The 22,872-nt window shown below is 62.3% G+C and carries 19 protein-coding genes; 12 read left to right on the forward strand and 7 right to left on the reverse strand.

Features of this window, described 5'->3' with window-relative positions; all coding sequences use genetic code 11:
- Positions 1-4: 4 nt before the first annotated feature.
- The gene (locus ABDC25_RS01330; RefSeq protein WP_347124420.1) at positions 5-838 is read right to left on the reverse strand and encodes a hypothetical protein; all 834 of its coding nucleotides are present in this window, start codon (positions 836-838) and stop codon (positions 5-7) included.
- A 259-nt stretch (positions 839-1,097) separates the two neighbouring features.
- Complete coding sequence (locus ABDC25_RS01335) at positions 1,098-2,099, reverse strand: SDR family NAD(P)-dependent oxidoreductase (RefSeq protein ID WP_347124422.1); 1,002 nt, start codon at positions 2,097-2,099, stop codon at positions 1,098-1,100.
- An 86-nt stretch (positions 2,100-2,185) separates the two neighbouring features.
- Between ABDC25_RS01335 and ABDC25_RS01340 the strand changes: the two genes are divergently transcribed.
- From ABDC25_RS01340 to ABDC25_RS01350, 3 genes are all read left to right on the forward strand, one after another.
- Entirely contained in the window at positions 2,186-2,764 is a 579-nt protein-coding gene (locus ABDC25_RS01340; protein WP_347124424.1) for a TetR/AcrR family transcriptional regulator, read from the forward strand.
- Positions 2,765-2,957: 193 nt separating this feature from the next.
- Positions 2,958-3,890 (forward strand): hypothetical protein, encoded by a 933-nt coding sequence (locus ABDC25_RS01345; protein WP_347124426.1) that lies wholly within the window; start codon positions 2,958-2,960, stop codon positions 3,888-3,890.
- A 16-nt stretch (positions 3,891-3,906) separates the two neighbouring features.
- Positions 3,907-4,272 (forward strand): hypothetical protein, encoded by a 366-nt coding sequence (locus ABDC25_RS01350; RefSeq protein ID WP_152525905.1) that lies wholly within the window; start codon positions 3,907-3,909, stop codon positions 4,270-4,272.
- Here ABDC25_RS01350 and ABDC25_RS01355 read toward each other — a convergent pair.
- The 5 genes from ABDC25_RS01355 to ABDC25_RS01375 all read right to left on the reverse strand — a co-directional run bounded on the left by ABDC25_RS01355 (position 4,269) and on the right by ABDC25_RS01375 (position 7,431).
- The gene (locus ABDC25_RS01355; RefSeq protein WP_347124428.1) at positions 4,269-5,558 is read right to left on the reverse strand and encodes a DUF6596 domain-containing protein; all 1,290 of its coding nucleotides are present in this window, start codon (positions 5,556-5,558) and stop codon (positions 4,269-4,271) included. The genes ABDC25_RS01350 and ABDC25_RS01355 overlap by 4 nt on opposite strands.
- Entirely contained in the window at positions 5,555-5,896 is a 342-nt protein-coding gene (locus tag ABDC25_RS01360; RefSeq protein ID WP_017202934.1) for a YciI family protein, read from the reverse strand. The genes ABDC25_RS01355 and ABDC25_RS01360 overlap by 4 nt, the downstream gene beginning before the upstream one ends.
- Positions 5,897-6,021: 125 nt before the next feature.
- Positions 6,022-6,450: a polynucleotide kinase gene (locus ABDC25_RS01365; protein WP_347124430.1), complete on the reverse strand. Its 429-nt coding sequence runs from the start codon at positions 6,448-6,450 to the stop codon at positions 6,022-6,024.
- A 37-nt stretch (positions 6,451-6,487) separates the two neighbouring features.
- Positions 6,488-6,703, reverse strand: coding sequence for a hypothetical protein (locus tag ABDC25_RS01370; protein WP_021200269.1), 216 nt, complete (start codon positions 6,701-6,703; stop codon positions 6,488-6,490).
- Between the two features lie 212 nt (positions 6,704-6,915).
- Positions 6,916-7,431 carry a DUF4188 domain-containing protein gene (locus ABDC25_RS01375; protein WP_347124432.1) on the reverse strand — a complete coding sequence of 172 codons (516 nt, stop codon included), beginning with the start codon at positions 7,429-7,431 and terminating at the stop codon, positions 6,916-6,918.
- A 70-nt stretch (positions 7,432-7,501) separates the two neighbouring features.
- On the opposite strand from ABDC25_RS01375, the gene ABDC25_RS01380 reads away from it, so the two are divergent.
- From ABDC25_RS01380 to ABDC25_RS01420, 9 genes are all read left to right on the forward strand, one after another.
- Positions 7,502-8,116, forward strand: a complete 615-nt coding sequence (locus tag ABDC25_RS01380) for a MerR family transcriptional regulator (RefSeq protein WP_347124434.1) — start codon at positions 7,502-7,504, stop codon at positions 8,114-8,116.
- A 225-nt stretch (positions 8,117-8,341) separates the two neighbouring features.
- Complete coding sequence (locus ABDC25_RS01385) at positions 8,342-8,944, forward strand: DUF1819 family protein (RefSeq protein WP_347124436.1); 603 nt, start codon at positions 8,342-8,344, stop codon at positions 8,942-8,944.
- 17 nt (positions 8,945-8,961) lie between these two features.
- Positions 8,962-9,549, forward strand: coding sequence for a DUF1788 domain-containing protein (locus ABDC25_RS01390; protein ID WP_347124438.1), 588 nt, complete (start codon positions 8,962-8,964; stop codon positions 9,547-9,549).
- The gene (gene brxC / locus ABDC25_RS01395; RefSeq protein WP_347124440.1) at positions 9,546-13,094 is read left to right on the forward strand and encodes a BREX system P-loop protein BrxC; all 3,549 of its coding nucleotides are present in this window, start codon (positions 9,546-9,548) and stop codon (positions 13,092-13,094) included. The genes ABDC25_RS01390 and brxC overlap by 4 nt, the downstream gene beginning before the upstream one ends.
- Before the next feature lie 9 nt (positions 13,095-13,103).
- Positions 13,104-16,550, forward strand: coding sequence for a BREX-1 system adenine-specific DNA-methyltransferase PglX (gene pglX, locus ABDC25_RS01400; protein WP_347124442.1), 3,447 nt, complete (start codon positions 13,104-13,106; stop codon positions 16,548-16,550).
- A gap of 84 nt (positions 16,551-16,634) precedes the next feature.
- Positions 16,635-19,139, forward strand: a complete 2,505-nt coding sequence (pglZ, locus tag ABDC25_RS01405) for a BREX-1 system phosphatase PglZ type A (RefSeq protein ID WP_347124444.1) — start codon at positions 16,635-16,637, stop codon at positions 19,137-19,139.
- The gene (gene brxL / locus ABDC25_RS01410; RefSeq protein ID WP_347124446.1) at positions 19,139-21,286 is read left to right on the forward strand and encodes a BREX system Lon protease-like protein BrxL; all 2,148 of its coding nucleotides are present in this window, start codon (positions 19,139-19,141) and stop codon (positions 21,284-21,286) included. The genes pglZ and brxL overlap by 1 nt, the downstream gene beginning before the upstream one ends.
- 78 nt (positions 21,287-21,364) lie before the next feature.
- On the forward strand, positions 21,365-22,330 hold the full coding sequence (locus ABDC25_RS01415; RefSeq protein WP_347124448.1) for a hypothetical protein: 966 nt from the start codon (positions 21,365-21,367) through the stop codon (positions 22,328-22,330).
- The gene (locus tag ABDC25_RS01420) at positions 22,323-22,742 is read left to right on the forward strand and encodes a hypothetical protein (RefSeq protein WP_347124450.1); all 420 of its coding nucleotides are present in this window, start codon (positions 22,323-22,325) and stop codon (positions 22,740-22,742) included. Before ABDC25_RS01415 ends, ABDC25_RS01420 begins: the two co-directional genes overlap by 8 nt.
- Positions 22,743-22,872 lie beyond the last annotated feature (130 nt).

The raw sequence follows: 22,872 nt of genomic DNA on the forward strand, positions 1-22,872 counted from the left end.
CGCGCTACCGCACGCACCTGGCGGTGAAGCCGTTTCGGGTGGAGAGCTCGGGGTACTTTCCCTGGGCGCGACAGGTGTTCCACCAACTGATGACAATCCAGGTGGCGACTCCAAGGGCTGCTGCTGCAACCACGATCGCTGCCGCCGCTGTGATGACGATGACGACGACAGGAAGCGGATCGGCGACGATCGGATACGAGATGCCGCTCAGGCTCTTGTGTGCGACGGTCTGGGTCAGGACGTTCCCTTGAACGGAGTAATGAGTCGGGAGGCTCCTTCCGCTCGAGTCGCGAGCCCAGGCTGGTTCGAAGATGACGACTGCCTCTCCGGTCGAGTCGACGATCTGGGCGCCGCCATCGGCAGTCTCCTCCAGGCGGTTCTCGGGTGGCATTGTGAGCCCGTAGTCAAAGCGTTCGGGTGCTGCGTCGTTCGCGATGACAGTGAGGAGCTGAGCCCCGCCGTCTACGGGGATGACGGCATTCGCACTGTCCATCGTGGAGGGATAGGCCACTCCACCTTTCGGAAGGTCCTCGCCGGCGATGGCTGCGTCCGCGTGCGGGAGGTCGATGCCAAGAACGAAGCTCCCTGCCGAAATCTGTACGCCATCTGTGGCGTCGTTCGAAACCTCGACACTGACGCCGACCTGAGCTGTCTTGCCATCTTGCCCATCTTTGATCTCAGAAGGAGCGAAGTCGCGGACCAGGCCGCCTTCCATGTGTTCCAGAGCAGCGGCGATCTCGTGCCCTGCTGTCGTCTGGTCTCCATCTTGCGCGGCATCCGCCCACGATGCTGTGGCGGGAAGGGCGATAGCTCCGAGGACTAATGCAGACGCGGTCACTGCGGATATGAAAAGCCGCTTGCGCTCGTGGGGCCGCATGCGTGTAGTGCGGAAACTCGGGCCCATGGGGTCCTCCTGACTTCTATGTCGACGACTTGAAGCTGATACAAGCATACATATGAGGACGATAGTGATATATTCGTCGACGTATTCGTAGGTGAAGTTGCGAGTCAAAACTGATCGTGAGGCGAGTGCCGCGTGGACATGCGAAACGCCCCGCCGTTCGGGTCGGCGGGGCGTTGATCTCGCGGGTGCGGGCTTACTGCACCGACCATCCGCCGTCCGAGGCGAGGATGGCGCCGTTGATGTTCACGGCGTCGTCCGACAGCAGGAACGTGATCGATGCCGCGAGGTGCTCGGCGGTCGCCACGGTCGGGATGGCCTGCTGGAACGGGGCGAGGCGGCCCGAGCCGTATTCGGACATGTGCGGGGGCATCGGGATGCCGGTGGCGACGCCGCCCGGGGCGACGGAGTTCACGCGGATGCCCTTCGGCCCGTACATGAAGGCCGCCGACTTGGTGACGCCGATGATGCCGTGCTTGCTGGCCGTGTAGGCGTTGCCCGAGGCGTTGCCGCGCAGGCCCGCCTCGCTCGAGACGTTGAGGATCGCGCCGCGCCCGGCCGCCTCCATGACGGGGATGACCGCGCGCATGAGCTTGAACGGAGCGGTCAGGTTGATCGCGATGACGCGGTCCCAGACGGCATCCGGGGTCTCGCCTGCGGGGGAGAAGTCATCGTTGATGCCGGCGACGTTCGCGAGGCCGTCGATGCGGTCGCCCGCGGCGGCGAGGACGGCGTCGATCGCATCCTGCTTCGTGAGGTCGCCCGCGACCGTGACGATGTCCGCATCCGGAAGCTCGGACTTCAGGGCGTCGAGCTTCTCGGCGGCGATGTCGCTGGCGATCACGCGTCCGCTTTCCCGGGCGATGCGGGAGGCGGTGGCCTTGCCGATACCGGAGGCGGCGCCCGTCACGATCACGGTCTTGCCGGCGAAGCGGCCGGACGTGGGCTTCTCGGTCCAACCCTCGGAGGCGTCGTCTTCGGGGATCTCGCCGCCGTTGGCCGCGCGCACGAGGTCGTCCACGACCGACTGGGGAAGCTGGCCCTGGCTCATCGCGACGAGCTGCAGCAGGGGGAGTCCGAGCACGGGGGTGAGGAGCTCGGGGTCGGCGCCCGTCTTCTCGAAGAGTCCGCGGATGAGAGGCCCGCCGGTCGGGTCGTTCATCCAGTCGCCGATGGTGGAGTGTGCGGTGAGGGCCATGCTCTTTCTCCTTGTTCGGGTCCCGTGCAGGTTTCGCAACGGTGCGTCTACTTATGTTCCAGTGTACGCCTGGGTACGCTCGAAAGGTGCCCCGTCCTCGAAGTGAGAAAGCCCGTCGATCCGTGCTGGAGGCGATGCGGCGTGCGCTCGCCGCAGACGGGTACGAGGCCGTGACGATCGAGGGTCTCGCCGCCGAAGCGGAGGTCTCGAAGCAGACGATCTATCGGTGGTGGCCGTCGAAGGCCGCGATCCTCGGGGAGGCGCTGCTCGAGGGGGCGCTGCCGGGAGCCGAGGTGTCGGTGCCGATGACGGCAGACCTCGGAGCGGATCTGCGGGCGTGGTTCTCCGCGATGTCCGACGGGCTCGCTCGGCCCGAGGGTGTGGCGCTGGCGCGGGCGCTGATCGAGGTGACCGCGGCCGATCCCGAGCTGGGGTTGGTGTTGAACGAGCGGCTGGCGGCGCCGATTCGGGAGTGGGTCGCCGAGCGGGTGTCGCGCGGGCGTGCCGACGGCGACGTACGGGCGGATGTGGATGCGGCCGCGATCGCGGACCAGTTCATCGCGATGGCGTCGTATTCTGCGCTGATCGGGCGGCCGTTGAGTGCGGAGCGGGTGGAGGAGACCGTGGTGCGGTTGCTGCGGGGGATTGCGGTTTCTGGTCGCTGAGGCACTGCGTTTGTCGGCGTGTGCTCGATGAGGCGTGAGGCGCTCGCGGCCACGTGACGGGTGGCGTAGGCGGCTTGACCGAACGCAGCATGTCAGTAACGTCCTCATATGTATGCTTTCATTGCTCATATGGCCAAGCTTGACAGGCGAGGCCAACTATCGGCGGGCCGCTACGAGTGAATGGACCCCAGAGATGATGCAAAGAACGCGCGAACTCCTCGTGGCGATAGCCGCCACCATTGCCCTCACGATAACGATGGCTTTGCCGGCTCATGCGTCGGACAGCGACGTCGATGGCGCGGAGTCTGTCGCGGCCACGATTGAGGCGGCGACCCCGACAACGACTCTGTCCCAGCCGGGGATGGTCCAGGGCGGCCAGTTGAGCACGACGGTAGGGGAGATTTCAGCGGCAGTACCGCTTTCGGCTGAAGAGAACGTCGTTGTGAGTGTGCCGATTGATGGAGGCACCCAGACGGAAAGTCGGGCCATCGAGCTGCCTGACGAAATCCCCATCAGCGATGGTGTGGTGGCTGAGGATGGCACCGTCGTCTTCACTGCCGACGACAGTTCGGGTGATGCAGTTGCTGTGCAGACGCTCGCCGACGGATCGACGCGCATCCAGACCGTGTTGGGCGGTGCCGAGAGCCCACGCGAATTCGGATACCGCATGGATGGCTATCAGCCGTACCAGAGTGACACCGGTGAAGTGATCTTCTTGGACGAGTCCGGGGATTATGTGCCCGTTGAGGCCCCGTGGGCGACTGACGCGAATGGTGCCGCGGTGGAAACGCGGTACGAGGTGCGAGGGGATGAGCTGTTCCAGGTTGTGACCCCGAGCGCCACAACCGCGTACCCGGTGGTGGCTGATCCGAGCTGGATCTGGAACGGCCCGATCTGGGGAATGAAGCTCACGCGTGCTGAAACCTCGCGGGTCCGGGACTACACGGCTGCGGTCGGGATGTGTGGAATCTTCGCAAAGGCGCTGCCGAAGGTGTTCCAGGCGTGCGCCGTCCTTGGCTCATACATTGTGGCTCAGGCGCATATCGCTCAGGGAGACAACCCTAAGACCTGCTTGTTCTTCACTGCCGCGCCGGTGCCAGGGGTCATCATGAGGGTGACATGCTGACGAAGGAGCGATGGCAATGATCTTGGAGATCGGCGGCGAGCTCGCTGTCTACCTCGTCATCTGTGCCCTGGGGGTCAGTATCGGTATCAGTTCCGGGATGACCCTCCCTCGAGGACTGGGCGTAGTCGTAGCGATCGTCAACGTGGTCATCGTGGGCGGCGTTGTCGCTGTGGGATTCATGTTCGGATCCGAGGCGCCATGGATTGGACCGATCTTTGTGTTCGCGGCCCTGGTGATGAGGGTGGTGACGGGGGCAATGGAGCTGGCTCGTCTCCCGGCGTTGAGTGAGGAATCATTCGTACACCGAGCCGTGTTGGTGTTCTCCCCTCGACGAATTCGCATCATTGAGAATGCGAACGCGCTTGATCCCGCAGCAGGCTAGGTCGACGCCGAGGCGATGTCGTCAGCGTGCTGGGCATACGACAGCCGCTCGCGTTCTGTCGGGGCGGCGCGTGCGGCATCGCGAAACGCAGACGACGCTTCTTCGTCGCGCTTGAGGCGCTGCAGGAGATCTCCCCGCACTGCTGAGTAGAGGTGGTGTCCTCCCAGCGAGCTCTCGAGCGCCTCCGCCAGCGCGAGGGCTTCGTGCGGTCGTCCCGCGTTCGCGACGGCGACCGCACGGTTCAGGCGAACGAACGGCGATGCATCCACCTGCTCCAGCACCCCGTAGATGTCGGCGATGCGGGCGTGGTCGATCTCCATCCCCGGGGCGGGGCGGACGTACTCGGCCGCGACGGTGGCGCGGATGAGGTGCCGCCCGCCATGGATGCCCGCCCGTGCTGCCTTCTCGACGGCGTCGTCGAGAAGTCGCAGCCCCTCCTCGATCTCGGAGATATCCCACAGTCCCCGGTCCTGTTCGTCGAACGGCACGGACAACCCGTCGGCGGTCGTGCGTGCCGCGCGGCGGGAGTGCTGAAGAAGAAGGAGGGAGAGCAGCCCCGTGAACTCGAGTCGAGCCGGGGAATCCGAGGGGAGCAGCTGTCGGCACAGCCGAGCAAGCCGGATGGCCTCGGCGCCGGGGTCGGGCTGGAGTGTTGGATCGGAGTAGCCGATGGTGAACAGGGCGGACAGGACCTCGCAGACGCTCGCGCTTCGACTGTCGAGCTGCGCGGCATCCGGAACGCGGTACGGGATGTTCGCGTGCGCGATTTTGGCCCGCGCCCGCACGAGTCTCTTCTCCATCGTCGCGGGTGCGACCGCGAAGATCCCGGCGAGCTGTTCGATCGACACGTTCAAGACGGTGCGGAGCGTCAGCGCCGCGCGGGCTTCCAGGGTCAACGCGGGGTGGCAGGCGGTGAAGATCAGCTTCAGCCGCTCGTCCCCATGTGGGAATGCGTCGTCGGCCTCGTGGGCGTCGGTGCCATCGTGCGGCTCGTGCTCCAGGCGGGCCGCCGCCCGGCGCTCGGCGTCCGCATGTCGGACGAGGTCGATCGCGCGGCGGCGGGCGACGGTCGTGACCCAGGCGGCGGGGTTCGCCGGAACCCCGCCGCCTGGCCACCGCTCGACGGCTCGAGCCAGTGCGTCTTGCACGGCGTCTTCGGCGAGAGTCCAGTCGTGGACTGTGCCGATCACGCTCGCGACCACGCGGCCGTACTCGATGGATGCCACGTGCCGGACGGCGGCCATGGCATCCGAAAGCGTGCTCGCCGGCTCCTCCGGTGTGGTCACATCGTCGACCCGAGCGGCCACACGGGGCGCACTTCCACCAGGCCGAACCGGGCCATCGGGTGCGCGGCGGCGATCTCGATCGCGGCGTCGAGGTCGTCGGCGTCGATCACGTCGAACCCGGCGATCCATTCGCGGCTCTCAGTGAACGGTCCGTCGGCCACGATCCGCTCGCCGGCTCGGACGCGCACGGTCGTGGCGTCTTCGACGGGCCGCAGACGGTCGCCCAAGACGTAGGAGCCGCTGTCCTGCAGCGACGCCACCCACTCCCCGGCGTTGTCCTCGGCTTCGACATAGGGCTCAGCGGTCGGGTCTGTGCAGATGAAAAGTACGTAGCGCATGTGTGTTCTCCTCAAGGTCTTTCTACATCTACTTACCCAGACGACGGACGACCACCAGCGCACAGGACACTGATCCGGAAAATGATGGACCGCGCCGAAGTCGCTGTACTCCGACCGGGTGCACCTCAGAAGTCCCCTTCGGCCACCTGGAAGCAGACCAGTCCGCGAGACCGCCACATCTCGACCACGCTGCGGCGGTCGTCGACCACGCCGATCACAGTGAAGTGCGGTTCGATGTGGGCGTCGTAGATCTCGGCCTTGACGATGTCGTCGGCGCGCTGGTCGCCCGTGCGGCGGAGCAGGAGGCGGTCGAACGGGATCTCGTTGAACGTCAGCCAGGCCTCGGTGGCGCGACGGGCGGTCTCGTCGCGGCCTGAGACCACGATGAGTGCGTCGACGTCGGGGTGGGCGGCGAAGGCCTGTGCTGCGACGACGACCGGATGGTTCGGGGTGTCGATCGACACGTTGCGCATGTCGTACGGGGAGCGGTCGCCGATGAGGGCGAGGGTGCCGTCGACGTCGAAGATCCAGGCGCGCGGGCGATCGGTGGGCATGGTGCGAGGGTAGTGGTTTCTTCGGTGGTGACGAGGTTCAGGACTCGTCGGAACGTCGTCGTTCACGCCGGGCGACGCTCACGAGCAACGCCGACGCACCGATGATGAGGGCGAGGGCTGCGAGCCAGAAGGCCCACACCAGGTTCTGGAACACCGGCAGGTTGGCGACCACCGGGAGCGCGGCGCTGATGAGGATCATCGCCACGACGGTGGCTCGCTCGCGCGACGTGCCGCGGGCGCGTTCAGCCGTCACGAGACCGTCTCGTTCGCTGTGTGCTGGCCGGCTGTGCCCGTTCTCGGCTGATCTCTGAGTTCTGCGATCTTCATCACTGCTCCTTCACTGACCATCCCCGCCGTCGTGTAAGACGTTACTCCTGCTGCGCACGCCGTCTGGCTTCGACCAGTCCGGCGGAGGGCGCGGCGGAAGCGGGGTTGGCAGGTGCGCTCAGGTGTATGGGGCGGGGGTCAGGGGGAAGGGGGCGAGGCGAGAGGCTTCGCTGCATCCGTCCGCCCATCCGCGAACCGTGCCTGGGCCCGGTCATGACGCTTACCGACGGGCACGAGCTCCGTGGCCTTCGGCAGCCCCATCGGCTTCGTCGAGACGTACACGCTCTCGGCGGTGTCGACGCGGAAGGTCTCGTGCCACACACCCACCGCTCCCGGAGCCTTGCGGGCTGCGCGGTTGAAGGCGGTCCAGGCGGGGCGGTGCTGCTGGTTCGGGCTGGACGCGTAGGCGTAGAGCTTGTCGACGGACGACCAGTACTGCACGACGTAGGGTCCGCCCGATCCGAGGAGCAGGTGGTAGCCGAGCATGCCCGAGTCGGGGTCGGCGCTGAGCTCGCGCAGCATTCCCGGCATGGCGAAGAAGGCCGGCATCCACAGGTCGGGGCGCCACCAGCGGTTGATCTGCATCCCGATGTGGAACACGACGAGCTCGCCCTCGTGGCGGTGGGTCATGCGGCCCGTGATGACTTTTGACATGATGGCTCCCTAGTTGGATAGTGTCACTATCCATAATGGATAGCGCTACTATCGAAGTCAAGAGGTGGCCATGAGAATTTCCGAACTGTCAGCCCAGACCGGCGTGACCGTGCCGACGATCAAGTACTACCTGCGTGAGGGGCTGCTGCCCGAGGGCGAGAGGTCGTCCGCGACTCAGGCCGCGTACGGCGAGAAGCACGTGGAGCGGCTGCGGGTGATCCGGGCGCTGCTCGACGCGGGGGTGAGCATTGCCGAGACGCGGCGGGTGCTGGGGGCGCTGGACGATCCTCCGGCGAGTGCGCACGACCTGCTCGGGACGGCGCACGCGGCGATCACTCCGCCGGTGGATGAGTCTTTGGATCTGGCGGACGCTGAGGCTCTTGTCGCAGGACTCGGGTGGAAGCCGGGGATGTGCGACGTGGCGGTGCTGCACGCGGTCGCGCGGGCGCTGCAGGGGCTGGAGCGCGTCGGGTTCACCGTTCCGGATGCAGCGATGGACGAGTACCTCGCGAGCATGCGGCGGATCGCGGATGCGGAGATCGCGGGGGTGCCGGAGGAGTCTGCGGAGGCTGCGGTGCGGTACGTGGTGCTGGGGTCGGTGCTCGTGGAGCCGTTGCTGTTGGCGTTGCGCCGGGTGGCGCAGCAGGTGAGCTCGGGGGAGAGGTTTGGGGTGGCGCTTGACTAGTCCGTTGCTGCCGCCTGTCCCGGGCCGTCGGCATCAGACGCGGGCACGATACGCATAGTCCAGAAGCGTCACGTACAGTGGGCCACGATCGACACCGTACCGCCCTCGCTCAACCTAGGAGGGAGTCCGATACGCTGCGAGAGGGGCAGTGCATCCGATGTCGGGGGGTCCGCGATATTCTGACCCACTTGGCTAGACGGCTTGGCGGCGTTGGAGGTAGCGGTGATGGAGCGGTACGCGCTGTCTTTCACCACGGGTGGTCTGTTATCGCGCGAAGCATCGAGAGTCGCTCAGATCTATCTAGAGCTAGGCCGCTGGGATGGCGTCTCTCAGACTGTGCGTGAGCGGAACATCCTTCAGGCTCGTACGAGTTCGTCCAGCACTCGCGTTGTCCGTGAAACTCTGCAGCGTCTGCGCACGCTGAGCGATCGTGAGATTGAGCTCATGTCCGACGGGAGCCCAACAGAGGGGCGACACCTGATGTGGGCCGCCGCATGCCGCAAGTACACACTGATCGCGGATTTTGCCGAAGAGGTCGTCCGCGAGCGCTTTCTATTGATGCGTCCTATCGTGAGCGGCGACGACTTCGACCAATTTATCCTTGGCAAGAGCTTGTGGCATCCAGAACTCGGCGAGATAAAACCCTCGACGGCTAAGAAATTGCGCCAGAACGTATTCCGCATGCTTCGCGAGGCAGGACTCCACAGTGACTCTGGAGACATCATCCCCGCGATCATGTCAGCGAGAGTCGTCGAGGCCCTCAGCGACCGTGCCCCGAGCGATATCCGTTTCTTCCCGACGACAACATCCGCAGGGGCAGTACAGTGACACCGACTAAACGCAGCGTGCAGACTGACGAGAGGCACGTCTACGACGTACTCCGAAGCGAACGATTCCTGAAAATGGAGGGTCTCTCGAAGGAGGTCCCCTTCTTTATCTACCACTTCCCGCCCGCGTGGACGCACGACGTCGAAAGCATGCGGGACCGGATAAGGACGAAGCTCCAGAGTGACGACGGTCTCACTGTCGCCCAGGTCGATTTGTACGATCTCGCCGTTGAGCTCCTCACCGCGCGAGGCGTCTGGGAGCGAGTCATCGAGCTGGAGTCGACGATGGACAAGGGCGAGTTCCGTGAGGTGCTGCAGGGGATGCTTGACCCGCACGATCACATCGCGCCCGCCATCCGTGCTCGCTTGCAGGACCAGTCGAGCGACATCCTCTTCCTCACTGGGCTGGGCGAGGTCTTCCCCTTCATCCGCACCCACACGGTGCTGGAAAACCTGCAAAGCGTTGTGGTGGGGGAGCCGATGCTTGCGTGGTTCCCTGGCACGTACGAGTTCACACAGACAGCTGGCCATCAGTTGCGCGCATTGAATCTCAGCGCTAGTGACAGTTACTACCGGGCCAAAGACATTCTGGAGCAAGAAGCATGAGCGCGACCGTGATCAATGAGATTTTCGCAAAGCCGATCGGCCGCGCTATCGAGGGTGTCATCAAGGCAGATGACACCTCGCATCTCGCGATCGAAGTCGAGGAGTACGTCCTCACGAACGAGGCGGCCAAGGGACTTGAGCATGTGCTTGAGGCATACACCAACTACACGAACGCCAACGGCGTGTGGATCTCGGGCTTTTTCGGATCCGGTAAGTCGCACCTGCTGAAGATGCTGGCGCACCTGCTGGGGGACATCGAAGGCCATGACTACCCACGGGCCCTCGTGTCGGAGCAGTTCCGCGCCAAAGCTGACGACGCGTTCCTGCCCGCACTGATCGCGAAGGCCGATCGGATCCAGTCGCGCAGTCTCCTGTTCAACATCGATCAGAAGGCAACCCTGATCTCCAAGGATCAGAACGACGCCCTGCTGAAGGTGTTCGTGAAGATCTTCGACGAAGCGCGGGGGTACTACGGTAACCAGGGCCACATCGCCCGATTCGAGCGCGACCTTGATTCGCGCGGCCAGTATGACGACTTCAAAGAGGTGTTCGCGCGCGCTGCGGGAATCGAATGGGCGCGGGGGCGCGAGCAGGCGGCGCTCGAAGCAGGGAACATCGACAAGGCTTTTGCTAAGGTGAACGGCTCGGAGAGCCCGGGCATCATCCGTCAATACAGCGCCAGTTACTCGGTGTCGATCGAAGACTTCGCCGAAGAGGTCGCGGCGTGGCTCGAGAAGCAACCAGCCGGCTTCCGGCTGAACTTCTTCGTCGACGAGGTCGGTCAGTTCATCGGCACGAACACGCAGCTCATGCTGAACCTGCAAACCATCGCCGAGTCACTTGCCACGAAATGCAACGGGCGGGCGTGGATCTTCGTAACCTCGCAGGAAGACATGGAGAAGGTCGGCGGCGACCGGACCAAGCAGCAGTCGAACGACTTCTCCAAGATCCAGGCTCGCTTCAAGAACCGGCTCAAGCTCACCAGCCAGGACGTCGAAGAGGTCATCCGCAAGCGTCTTCTCGCGAAGACGGATGCCGCCGCCGGTGCGCTCGCCGCGGTGTACGACGCCGAGCACGCGAACTTCAAGACGCTGTTCGACTTCGTTGAGGGTCGCCACTATCCGAACTATCGTGACGAGTCACATTTCCTTGGTACGTACCCGTTTGTGACGTACCAGTTCCCACTTTTCCAAGCCGCGATCGAGGGCATCAGCGACCACAACATCTTCGAAGGACGTAATAGCTCCGTCGGTGAGCGGTCGATGCTCGGTGTCGTGCAGCAGGTTGCAACTCGCCTCGCCGATCGGCCGCTCGGATCGTTGGCATCGTTCGACCAGATGTTCGAGGGCATCCGCGCCTCACTGAAATCCGCAAATCAGCGGGCGATCATCAACGCCGAGAGCGCCACCGGCAGCGGCAAGCTTAGCGCGCTCGCGGTACGCCTCCTGAAGGCGCTGTTCTTGGTCAAGTACGTCGACAGCTTCAAGGCCACGGCCCGCAACCTCACGATCTTGGTATACGACCGCTTCGGTACGGATCTCATCCAGCTCGGCAAGGACGTCAACGAAGCCCTCAACGCGCTCGAGGCCCAGACCTACATTCAGCGCAACGGCGACCTGTACGACTACCTGACGAACGAAGAGCAAAAGATTGAGCAGGAGATCAAGGACGTCGAAATCGACAACTCCGAGGTCTCCGCGAAGCTCAACAAGCTTCTCGCTGAGTCGGTTGTGAAGACGACGAAGACGGTTGCGAAGAACGGACAGAACTTCCCGTTCGGCTACAAGCTCGATGGCACTCCGTATGGCAAGCAGCACGAGCTGGCGCTGCACTTCACCAGTCCCGAGACCGAGTTCAGCATGGATCAGATCAAGGCGCACAGCGCGGGGCTCGATGAGCTGCGCGTTGTTCTCCCGCCCGAGGCGAATCGGATCCTCGCGGATCTTCGCTTGTTGCTGAAGACCGAGAAGTACGTCAAGCGTGCACAGGGTTCGAGTCGCACTGCGATCGAGACCCGCATCCTCGGAGAGAAGGGCACCCAGAACGCCGAGCGCGAGAAGGAGATCGTCGAAAGGCTCCGCACTGCGGTCGGCAGCGCGACGCTGATCCACAATGCCGCAGTGATCGACGTCACCGCCAGCGACGCACAGACCCGAATCAACGACGGCTTCGCGAAGGTTATCGCGGCCACGTACACCAACCTGAGCATGCTGGGCGGCATGACTTTCAGCGAGCAGGATCTCAACGGACTGGTAAACCCGGCCGACGGGATCTTCGAGGAGAGCCTCAGCATCCTGGAGGTGCCCGCCGAAGATGTGCTCGGGCACCTGGAGATGCGCGGCAAGCGGCATGAGATGGTCACGATGAAGCAGCTCGTTGACCGGTACTCCGCTAAGCCTTTCGGCTGGGACCAATGGTCGATCGCTGCGGTGGTGGCTCACCTCGCGGGACAGTCGAAGAGCGAGTTGCAGCTCGACGGCAAGACACTCGCTCGCACTGAGATCACCGGGACGCTGCGCAACACCCAGCGATACCCGAACCTCGTCGTCGCTCCGCAGCGGGTCTATGACCAGAAGATCGTGAACGCTTTCCGCAAGTTTGTCATCGAGTTTACCGACGACGGAAGCCTCACGAAGGATGCGGCTGAACTTGGCCGTATTGGGAAGGAGCGCCTTGAGTCGAAGCTCGTCGAGCTCAAGGCATTGCGGTCCGGTGCTGCCGCATATCCGTTCATTGATCAACTGGACGAACCTATCCGGCTGCTTGGTGAACTGGCGGCAAACAACTCGGACTGGTTCCTGGAGCATTTCAACGATGCTGACACGACTGCGGACGAGCTGCTGGACGCGAAGGACAACGCGATCGATCCGATCAAGGCGTTCCTCAATGGCAACCAACGCAGCATTTATGACAACGCAACAACGTTCATGCAGCTCAACCGCACGAACCTTGGCTTCTTGACGCCCAGCATCTCCGATGGAATCGAGATCGCACTCGAAGATGCGCAGATCTTCAGTGGCAGCAGGACGACCCAGCTTGGGGCTGCGATCACCGAACTGCAGGCGCAGCTGGGCGGCATCGTCTCCACGGAGCGCGACGCTGCCATCGGGTCGATCAACGACTACTGGAAGCAGGTGCCGGTCAGCGCAGCGTTTGAGCGTGCGACCGAGGCCTCTCGGGAGTCCGTGACTCGCAAAGTAGAGGCCGTGCTCGAGCGGGTGAAACACGAGACGCAGATCCCGGCGATCCGCAATCTCGCAGCGCAATTCGCCGACACGATCTACCCGGCCATCCTGGACGAGCTGGAATCGACGGGACAGCCCCCGCTGGGCCCAGTTCCTTCTGTGGAACCCGACACCGAATCGATACCGGATGGTGCCGTCCCTCCGAAGCAACTGTTGAAGCAGAGCATCTCGATCAAGAAGCTCTCGCTTCCGATGGCCGGTGGATTGCTCGAAACCGAGGACGACATCAATGCGTACCTCGGCGAACTCCGCTCGCTGCTCGTCAACACGATCAACGACAACAAGCGCATCACGCTCTAAGGAATAGGCATGGACACGAAAGCCCTGGAGAACTTTGCGAAAGCTGCTCGCCGCGAACTGATCGCTGCGGTCGCGGCGCAGGCGTCGGCAGTGCTCGCCCTCGGATCCGTCGCACGAACTGAGCGAGCGGAGACGGTGCGTCGACTCGAAACCGAGATCGCAGTGCACGGCCACGAGCACGTGATCGATAAGGTCGCGTACACCTGGTTCAACCGACTCATCGCACTGCGGTTCATGGACGCTAAGGGCTACACAGCCAGTGGGGTCGTTTCGCCAGCGCAAGGCCAAGCGTACGGCCAGCCCGAGATTCTGGCCGATGCGAAGCGCGGAGACATCGATGCCGATGTCGTCACGAGTTCCGCCATGCGGGGTTCCATTCTCGGACTGCTTGATGGCACTCGCCGCAGCACCGATGCGGAGGGCGAAGCGTACGCGCTGCTACTCACCGAGTACTGCCGGTACTGGCACAAGTCGATGCCGTTCATGTTCGAACGCGAAGGTGACTACACCGAACTGCTCGTCCCCGCGGGCTTGCTTGCCGATGACGGCATAGTGACCCGCGCACGTAATGTGCTAAGCGAAGAGGTCTGTGCCGACGTCGAGGTCATCGGCTGGCTCTATCAGTTCTACATCTCCGAGCGGAAAGACGAGGTATTCGCCGGGTTTAAGAAGAACAAGAAGGCCGGAGCCGACGAGATCCCTGCTGCGACCCAGCTCTTCACCCCGCACTGGATCGTCCGCTACCTGGTCGAGAACTCAATCGGCAGGCTGTGGATGCTCAATCGGCCAGACTCCCGACTCGTCGATCGCATGGACTACTACATCGCGCCCGTCGACGTAGAGACGGACTTCCTGAAACTCTCCGGGCCGGAAGAATTGACAGTGATCGACCCAGCCTGCGGCTCGGGTCATATTCTTACCTACGCCTTTGATCTCCTCTACGCGATTTACGAAGAGGAAGGCTACGCGCCTTCCGACATCCCTGGCTTGATACTCAGTTACAATCTTCACGGCACTGAGATCGATGCGCGCGCCGGATCTCTTGCAGCGTTTGCGCTCGTTATGAAGGCGCGCGCCAGGCAGCGCAACTTCTTCCGCAATGGCATCCGGCCTCGCATCTGCGTGGTCGAACGGATTGCATTTGATGCCGCCGAGCTGGAGGTGCTGTTCACTGAGGGGGGCGACGAGCGAGCAGAGCGGGAGTTCTGGAGCCAGTTCGCGCACGCTGATACGGTCGGTGCGTTGGTCGCGCCGACCGCGGGTCTTTCGGAAGTTCTGGATGCTCACCTTGCGGCAGCCGAGGTCGGCGCGGACTTGGTCGTCGCGAGCGTCGCTGAACGTGCCCGTCGGGTCTGCCAGCAGGCAAAGTATCTCGAGCAAAAATACGCAGCGATTGTTGCCAACCCTCCATACATGGGCGCCAAGAACATGTCGGGGCCACTGGTCGCGCACCTGACGTTCACGTATCCAGATAGCAAGGCTGATTTGATGACAGCCTTCATGGAAAGAGGCCTACAGCTGCTCTTGCCTCGAGGAGTGATGGCGATGATCAATCTTCCGTCATGGATGTTCATAAGCTCCTTCGCGAAGCTGAGGGTAAAGCTGATCAGTCGCACGTTCTTCGCGCAACTCGCTCATCTCGGTCGGGGGGTCTTCGGATCTGACTTCGGCTCAGTTGCGTTCGTGCTCGTCAACCGTGCGGGCGGCTCCAACGAACGGGGGGACTACCGCCGCCTCTTCGACAAGCACGTGCAGGTTCGTTCGAGCGATTTCATTCGAGATCGTTTTCTCGAATCTGCTGATCGACGCTACCTCGCACGTCAAGCAGACTTCCTCGCCGTGCCAAACGCACCCATTGCGTACTGGCTGACGCCGGACGAGTTCCATCTTTACGCCCGAGGGGCGGTGCTGAGGGAGATGGCAACGACCGTGACGGGCATTCAGACAAGCGACAACGAGACGTTCTTCAGACGGTGGTTCGAGGTCTCGCGTGATCAACTGCGTGACTCCCCGGAGGACATCAACCGGAAGTGGGTACCGATCGAGAAGGGTGGCGAGTTCCGTCGGTGGTATGGGAATCGGGAATACGTCGTCGATTGGGCAGGAGACGGGCGAGACATCCGAGCGCGCGAGACGTGGACACGCAATAAGTCACGGATCTCTGGTGAGAGGTACTTCTTTCGCCGCGGGGTAACGTGGAGCCGAATCACCATCGGAAGGTTCTCAGCGCGCCTTACGCCCGGGGACTCAATATTTGACAACGCGGGGAGCTGCCTCTTCGCGGATTCGCACGTGAGTCCGATATTGGGCTTGCTCAACAGTCGAGTGGCCGACCGCTACCTCGAACTGCTCGCACCGACACTCAATACCCAGCCTGGCGACATCGACAGGATCCCGGTGGTCGCAGAGCTTCTCCAGGGCGGCAGTGTTGTTGACGAATGTGTTGCTATCGCAAAACGCGACTGGGATTCGAGTGAGATGTCCTGGGAATTCGAAGGGCTTGACGTCCTCAAGGTCGAATCCGGGAGCTTGAGTGAGTCCGTGTCGGAGACGCTAGGCGCATGGGCAGCTGTTACGGAGCGTCTGCGCTATATGGAAGAGCAGAACAACCGGGAAATGATCGCTCTTTATCCCGTGCCTGAAGGAATTGCGTCAGAGGTCCAGATTGCCGATGTTGCACTCATCCGCAACTATGCACTAAGCGATTCACCAGCCGCGTCGCGTGCCATCATCGAGGAACTTATCTCCTACGCAGTGGGTTGTATGTTTGGTCGCTACAGCCTCGACAAGGGAGGGCTGATTTTGGCTAAACCTGGTCAAACGGCTCAGGATTATTTTGCTGTCGTGCAATCTCCGTCGTTCCCGCCCGACGCCGATAACGTAATCCCATTCGTGGATGATGGGTGGTTCCAGGATGACATCGTCGAGCGGCTCCGGCAATTCTTGCGTGTCGCGTTCGGCGCAGAGGGGCTTGAAGAGAACCTTCGCTTTGTAGAAGAGTCGCTGGGCGTCAAGACGTTGCGCGATTATTTCGTTACGAAGGCGGGCAAGTCGAGATTCTATGACGATCATGTGCAGCGCTATAAGAAGCGTCCGATTTACTGGATGTTCTCGAGCCCGAAGGGGTCATTTAACGCACTGATCTATCTGCATCGCTACACGCCTTCGACGGTCTCAACGGTCCTCAACGAATACCTGCGCGAGTACGAGGCCAAGCTCACCGTCGCTCTCCAACAGGCTGAATTGTCCGTTGTCGGTGGCGGGTCAGCGAAGGACCAAAAAGAAGCCGACCGGCTCCGCAAGGTGCTCGCAGAGCTGCGGGACTACGAACACGATGTGCTCTACCCGCTCGCAACCCAGCAGATCGCGATCGATCTTGATGATGGTGTGAAGGCGAACTACCCGAAGTTCTACCCCGCGGTGAAGAAGATCGCGGGCCTGGAAGCAATCGAGTAGCGACCGTGAGCGCACCCACAAGTTACTGCTGGAGATCGCCCTGCGCCGTGATCTCCGTAGTGCCCCCCACGACGAGGACCTCGGATGAGTAAGACACCGACCATCGCCGAACATCTCGCGGCCCGATTCGAGGGCGCGCGCATCGTCGTGTGGCACGACGCTGACGGCAGTTATGCCGACGAGCTGGACGGTCAGTTGCCCGTGGGCGTCACGGTGCTGCGCGTTGCCGACAACGAGTTTGCCCTCAAACATCGAATCCTGCGCGAGGACAAGGTGTCGAAGTTCCTGGTGTATCGAACCGGCAGCGTGCCTGAGGGTGTGGGGAACTGGCTGCTGGACATTGAGCTCGCGAACGGCCCGATCTTCACCGCAGACCGCAGCGCGCTCATGGGGGCGACCCTCGGCCTGACCGGACCGGGTGCCGCCGAGCTCGTTGCGCAGTATCCCAGGTTCTTCGGGGACAGCAGGTTGGTGTCTAGGTTCCGAGCACTACTCTCGCCCGGAGATGACCCGACTGTCGTGCGTGCGAAGATGTGCGCGGCCCTGCTGGGACAGAAGGAGCACAGCTTCTCCGAGCTCACTCGCACGCTGCTAATCCAGTATGCAGACGGCAGCGCTGCCGGGGTCGATGCCATCCAAGAGCATGAGCTTGCCGACTTCCATTGGGGCGGCGCCGAGCACATCTACGGCTATGCAACGGCCGCCCCGACCGTTGCGGGCTTCGCGTTGTGGATGTTCCAGCGCGCCGCAGAGGGCTTCGATACCGCTTCATCAAACAAGGCTCGAAATCTCGCAATCGATTTCCGCAGTTTCCGCGATTCAAAGCGGAGCGCATACGCCATGAAGGTACTTGCTCGGAAGATTGAAGACGACCTCAGCTATAAGGAGGTCGCTGCGCAGCTGCCCTGGGAGACGATCCAAGACACAGACGTCTTCGAAGCATCCGAGCGTGAAGTCATCCACCGTCTCGTCGAGAGCATCGTGTCGCAGAGAATGTCGACGCGAGACGTCCTCGATACGATCAGCGCTCGACGCCGCGAAAGCTTCTGGTCCGACGACTACGCGACACTTTACGACGGACTGAGCTCGGCGGCAGAGCTAATCCCTGCGATCCGGACTGCGAAACTCGAGATCGCATCCTTCGACGACGGGCTGACGCGGTATCGCGACGAATGGTTCCGCATCGATCAGCTCTACCGAATGTTCACCCATGCGTACCTGACTGCGGAGTTCAAACAGCCGCTCGAAGCGTTGGGTGACCTCGTGGAGAGCGCGTACGTTACCGACTTCCTGGCGAAACTCGGTGTGAGCTGGCAGGCGCAGGTCGACGGGGTAGAGCGCTGGCGCACCCTGAATGTCCCATCGCAGTCATCGTTTTACGAGCACTACGTCGCCAAGATCCTCAAGGGTCGTAAGAAGGCGGTCGTCGTCATCTCGGATGCTCTGCGCTACGAGGTCGCTGAAGAGCTCACTTTGAGCATCCGCGGCGAGAACAAGTTCGAAGCCAAGATCGAAGCGATGCTGGGCGTGCTCCCGAGCTACACCCAACTGGGAATGGCATCTCTGCTGCCGAACCAGACGCTGGCACATTCGCCACACGGCGATCCCGTGCTCGTGGACGGACAGAAGTCGGACGGCACCGCGAACCGGACGAAGATTCTTAGCTCTGTTGGTGGAGCAGCGATCCAAGCAAAAACCTTCCTCGAGATGAAGCCGGGCGATCGCCGAGATCTGTACGCATCCCACCAGGTGCTGTACGTCTACCACGACACGATCGATGCCACCGGTGACAAGGCGGTGTCAGAGCATCGCACATTCGCTGCCGCAGCGGACGCGATCCGCGAGCTGCTCGACATCGTCAAGAAGCTCGCGAGCGCGAACGCGACGAACATCTTCGTAACCGCAGACCACGGCTTCTTGTACCAGCGGTCGAAGTTGGCGCCGCAGTTCAACCTCACTGTGAAGCCGCAGGGCGAGACGATCGTGGCTGAAAAGCGTCGCTACGTGCTCGGCCGGGGTCTGAAGCAAGATCCAGCATTCCGGACATTCCAGCCGGAGCAGATCGGGCTTTCGAGCGACCTCGAGGTGCAGATCCCCAACTCGATTCAGCGCATCGTGCAGCCCGGTGCGGGGTTCCAGTTCGTGCATGGGGGAGCGTCACTGCAGGAGATCGTCGTACCCGTCATCTCGATCAAAAAGGGCCGCAGCGACACAGTCGAGTCCGTCAATGTTGAGATCCATCCGGAGTCTGACAAGATCACGACCGGACAGGTCGTGGTGAAGCTGTATCAGTCGACCAAGGTGGAGCCGAACCGGCCCGCACGGCGGCTGCGCGCTGGGCTCTACTTCGGGGACCAATTGATCTCGAACGAGCAAGAGATGACCTTCGACTCGGACAGCGTTGAGGGACGCGACCGGTTCCAAAGTGTGACCCTGTTGCTGAGCAAAGATGCCGACAGCGCGAACAATCAGAGCGTTGAGTTCCGGTTGTCGGAACCGATCGAAGGCACCGACCAGTGGAAGAAGTATAGGGGTGTGCCATATACGGTAAAGCGCGCCTTCGCGAGTGACGACGGATGGGACTTCTGATGAGCGACGATATCGATCTGACAGAGGCCCCCTACTTTGAGCAGGGTGGGCAGGAGCCGAGTGCTCACGAGCCTATCGAGCAGAACGAGCTAGACCGCAAGGCAAACGAGCATTTTGCTGGCGCCGTTGTTCGCAAGGATCTCGTTAAGGCCGTCAAGGGCAACGCGATCGTGCCGTCGTACGTGCTGGAATACCTGCTCGGTCAATACGCGGCATCCGACGACGAGGCGACGATCCAAGCGGGCATCGACAAGGTGCGGGGCATCCTCGCCCAGCACTACGTGCACCGCAACGAGTCGGAACTGGTCAAGTCGAAGATCCGCGAGAAGGGTCGCTTCCGGATCATCGACAAGGTAAGCGTCACGCTGAACGAGAAGGACGACGTCTACCAGGCGTCGTTCGGCAGCCTCGGCATCACCGGTGTGATCGTCGAGGCGAGCATCGTCAACGCGAATCAGAAGCTCTTGGTTGGTGGGGTGTGGTGCCTCTGCGACATCGAGTACTTCCACAACGAAGATGCCCGTGTCGTGCCGTGGGTTCTGGGAAGCCTGAAGCCGATCCAGATGTCAAACTTCGACTACCAGGGTTACCTCGAGTCCCGTGCGAAGTTCACCACCGACGAGTGGATCGACTTGCTCATCCAGTCGATCGGCTTCAACCCCGAGATGTTCGGGCGACGTGCCAAACTGTTGCAGCTCATCCGTCTCATCCCTTTCGTCGAGCGCAACTACAACCTCGTTGAGCTCGGTCCGAAGGGCACTGGTAAGTCGCACATCTACTCGGAGTTCTCGCCACACGGCATGCTGATCTCCGGCGGCGAGGTCACCGTACCCAAGCTGTTCGTCAGCAACGCCAATGGTCGCCTCGGCCTTGTTGGGTACTGGGACGTCGTGGCATTTGACGAGTTCGCGGGCAAGAAGAAGCGCACCGACAAGGCGCTCGTCGACATCATGAAGAACTACATGGCGAACAAGTCGTTCTCGCGAGGTGTCGAGACGTTGGGCGCTGAGGCGTCAATGGTGTTCGTGGGCAATACGTCGCACACGGTGCCCTACATGCTCAAGCACTCCGACCTGTTCGACGAACTGCCCGAGAGCTACCACGACTCGGCGTACCTCGATCGACTGCACTTCTACATCCCGGGCTGGGAGATCGACACGATTCGAAGCGAGATGTTCTCCAGCGGCTACGGATTCGTCGTCGACTACATCGCCGAGGTGTTCAAGTCGATGCGGAACCTGGACTATTCCGACAGGTATCAGCGATACTTCACGCTCGGCTCAGATATCTCGACACGTGATCGTGATGCCATTCACAAGACCTTCTCCGGTCTCATAAAGCTGCTCTACCCACACGAGCAGGCGACGCCCGAGGAGATCGAGGAGATCCTGCGATTCGCAATCGAGGGCCGTAAGCGTGTAAAGGACCAGATCCTTCGGATCGACTCGACGATGGCGGGGGTGGACTTCGGCTACAACACCGCGGGTCGTGGCTGGTCAGCGGTGACGACGCTCGAGGAAGAAGAGTACCCGACGCATTACTATCGCGGTCGCCCCAGCGCTCCGAGCCCGACGCTCCCAACAGTGACAGAGGATGCTTCTTCGCCTGAAGCTTCATCAACCGGTCCTAAGGCCGCTGCCGTGTCGGCGGTACTGTTCGAGGGCCACCGCGACTACACGGAGAACCAGCGAGGCATCTCCTTCGAGATGCTGCTCGGCCCGTATCTGCGTGGCGCGACCGACATCGAACTGCACGACCCGTACATTCGCCAGGGCCACCAGGGGCGCAACCTCGTTGAACTGCTCGCTCTCCTCGCCGCAGAGAAGGATCCAGCGGATGAGGTTGTTGTGAATCTCTTCACCGTGCTCGATGAGGTTCCCGAGTATCAGGCCAAGCAACTTCGGATGCTCAACGACATCGTGCAGGGCGCCGCCAAACAAGGAGTCAAGGTCAATCTCGCCAAGGACCCTGGCGGTCATGATCGGTGGATCCGAACCGACACCGGGTGGCGCATAAACCTTGGCCGGGGACTCGACATCTTCCAGAAGTCCGACAGCGGCTGGTTCGATTTCGGCGGCAGCCGACAGGAGTTCCGCCAGGTCCGTGCATTTGGGATCACCTACATGCGGGACGCGGAAGGACGATGAATGTGGAAAAAACGACCGTGACAGCATTCGATCTGCTGCAAGTACGGCGCCAGCATGTCTAGCAGAGCCGTCCCCGTAGTGCTCATCATCGGCGGCGGCGCCGCGGCGATGGGGGGCGTAGCCGCTGGAACCGTCGGCGGTGTGCAGATCGGGCGGGCCCAGAAGCGCATCAAAATGCAAGCCTCGAAGCACGACGCGCGCCTCGAAGTTCATCTCCAGATGGTTGACCAGACCAACGTTGCCCTCCGGATGCTCGGAGACACGCAGACTCATGCTCAACGGGTGATCATCCATCGGATGCGCGACTTCCTCGTACGGCACGCAAAGCAAGTCCGAACCCACGAGCACCTCATTCTCAACGGAGTTGACGGCGCAAACTTGCGGGTGTTCAGCTTGTCGCCGATGGATTCGGACCTTGCCGGCTGGGTCAGGGGGGTCGTCGGCGCGGCGAGTGCAGGCGCGACGATGCCGTTCGCTCTGAGTGCCGTGGTCGTGAAGTATGCGAGTGCAAGCACAGGCACACCGATCTCTACTCTTAGCGGCGCAGCGGCGAAAAATGCGCGCCTGGCGTTTCTGGGTGGAGGGAGCCTGCAAAGCGGCGGAGGAGGGGTGAAGCTCGGCAAGACGGCTGGAGGCCTCGCCGCGATCGGTCCGGCAGTGCTCCTCGCTGGCGTCGCCGTCAAGAACCAGGGAACAAAGGCTCGTACGGAAGCAGAGCGACACAAGACCGAAGTCGAAGTTTCGATCGCCGCGCTCGACACACGTGACCAGTTGCTTCGCGGGGTGCAGGAGCGGGCACAAGAGCTCCAAGTCCTCATTGGTCGCATGGTTGCACGCGCCGAGGATGCACTCGACCGCCTAGAATCCGAGCCGTTCGACATGTCCCTTCATGCCGAGCTCCTACAGACTGCACTCGTTCTTGTGAAGTCAGTGCGCGAGGTTGCCACGGCGCCCGTCGCCGACGAGGAGGGGAACATCGATGCAGGAACTCAGAGCCTGATCTTTACCTACCGCAACATCTATGAGGAGCCGACCGATGGCTGATTCCAAGAAGAGCACTCTCGCCCGGATGGCAGGCGAGATCACAGGGGCGGACGCCCTGACGGCGCTGAACCAACTTGTCACCGCTACGCGAGAGTCGATCCAGATCCATGAGACCGAAAGCACCAAGCGCGAGCAGCTCCGTACCTACCGGGAGACCGAGGTTAGACGTATCAAGTCATCCGAGAGGATGCTTAAGCAGTACTTCGATCAGATCTTCGCCGAGCGCGCAGAAACCCATCGAAAGCTCTTCGCAGGATTGGACGTCGCGCTTGAGAGCGGTGACAGCTCCGCGTTGCAGACGATCGTCGGAGGCATCGTCGAGGTCGCCCGCACCTCTCCGCTCGCTGGTATCGGCGACATCGCCGAGCTGAAGCGCGCGATGGAGGACCCGGACGCAGTGTTCGACCTCTGAGCAACAGCAAGCGTCGCAGGAGATTGCGGTCGAGGAGGGGCCGCTGTTCGAACTGGCAGCGATCGCGAGAGACGAGCCGGGCCGAGCACATCGAGCTGCCCGGTCGCCTCGCTTATCGCAGATTCCGCGC

The organism is Microbacterium sp. SY138, from assembly GCF_039729145.1.
GTDB classification, from domain to species: Bacteria; Actinomycetota; Actinomycetes; order Actinomycetales; family Microbacteriaceae; genus Microbacterium; species Microbacterium maritypicum_A.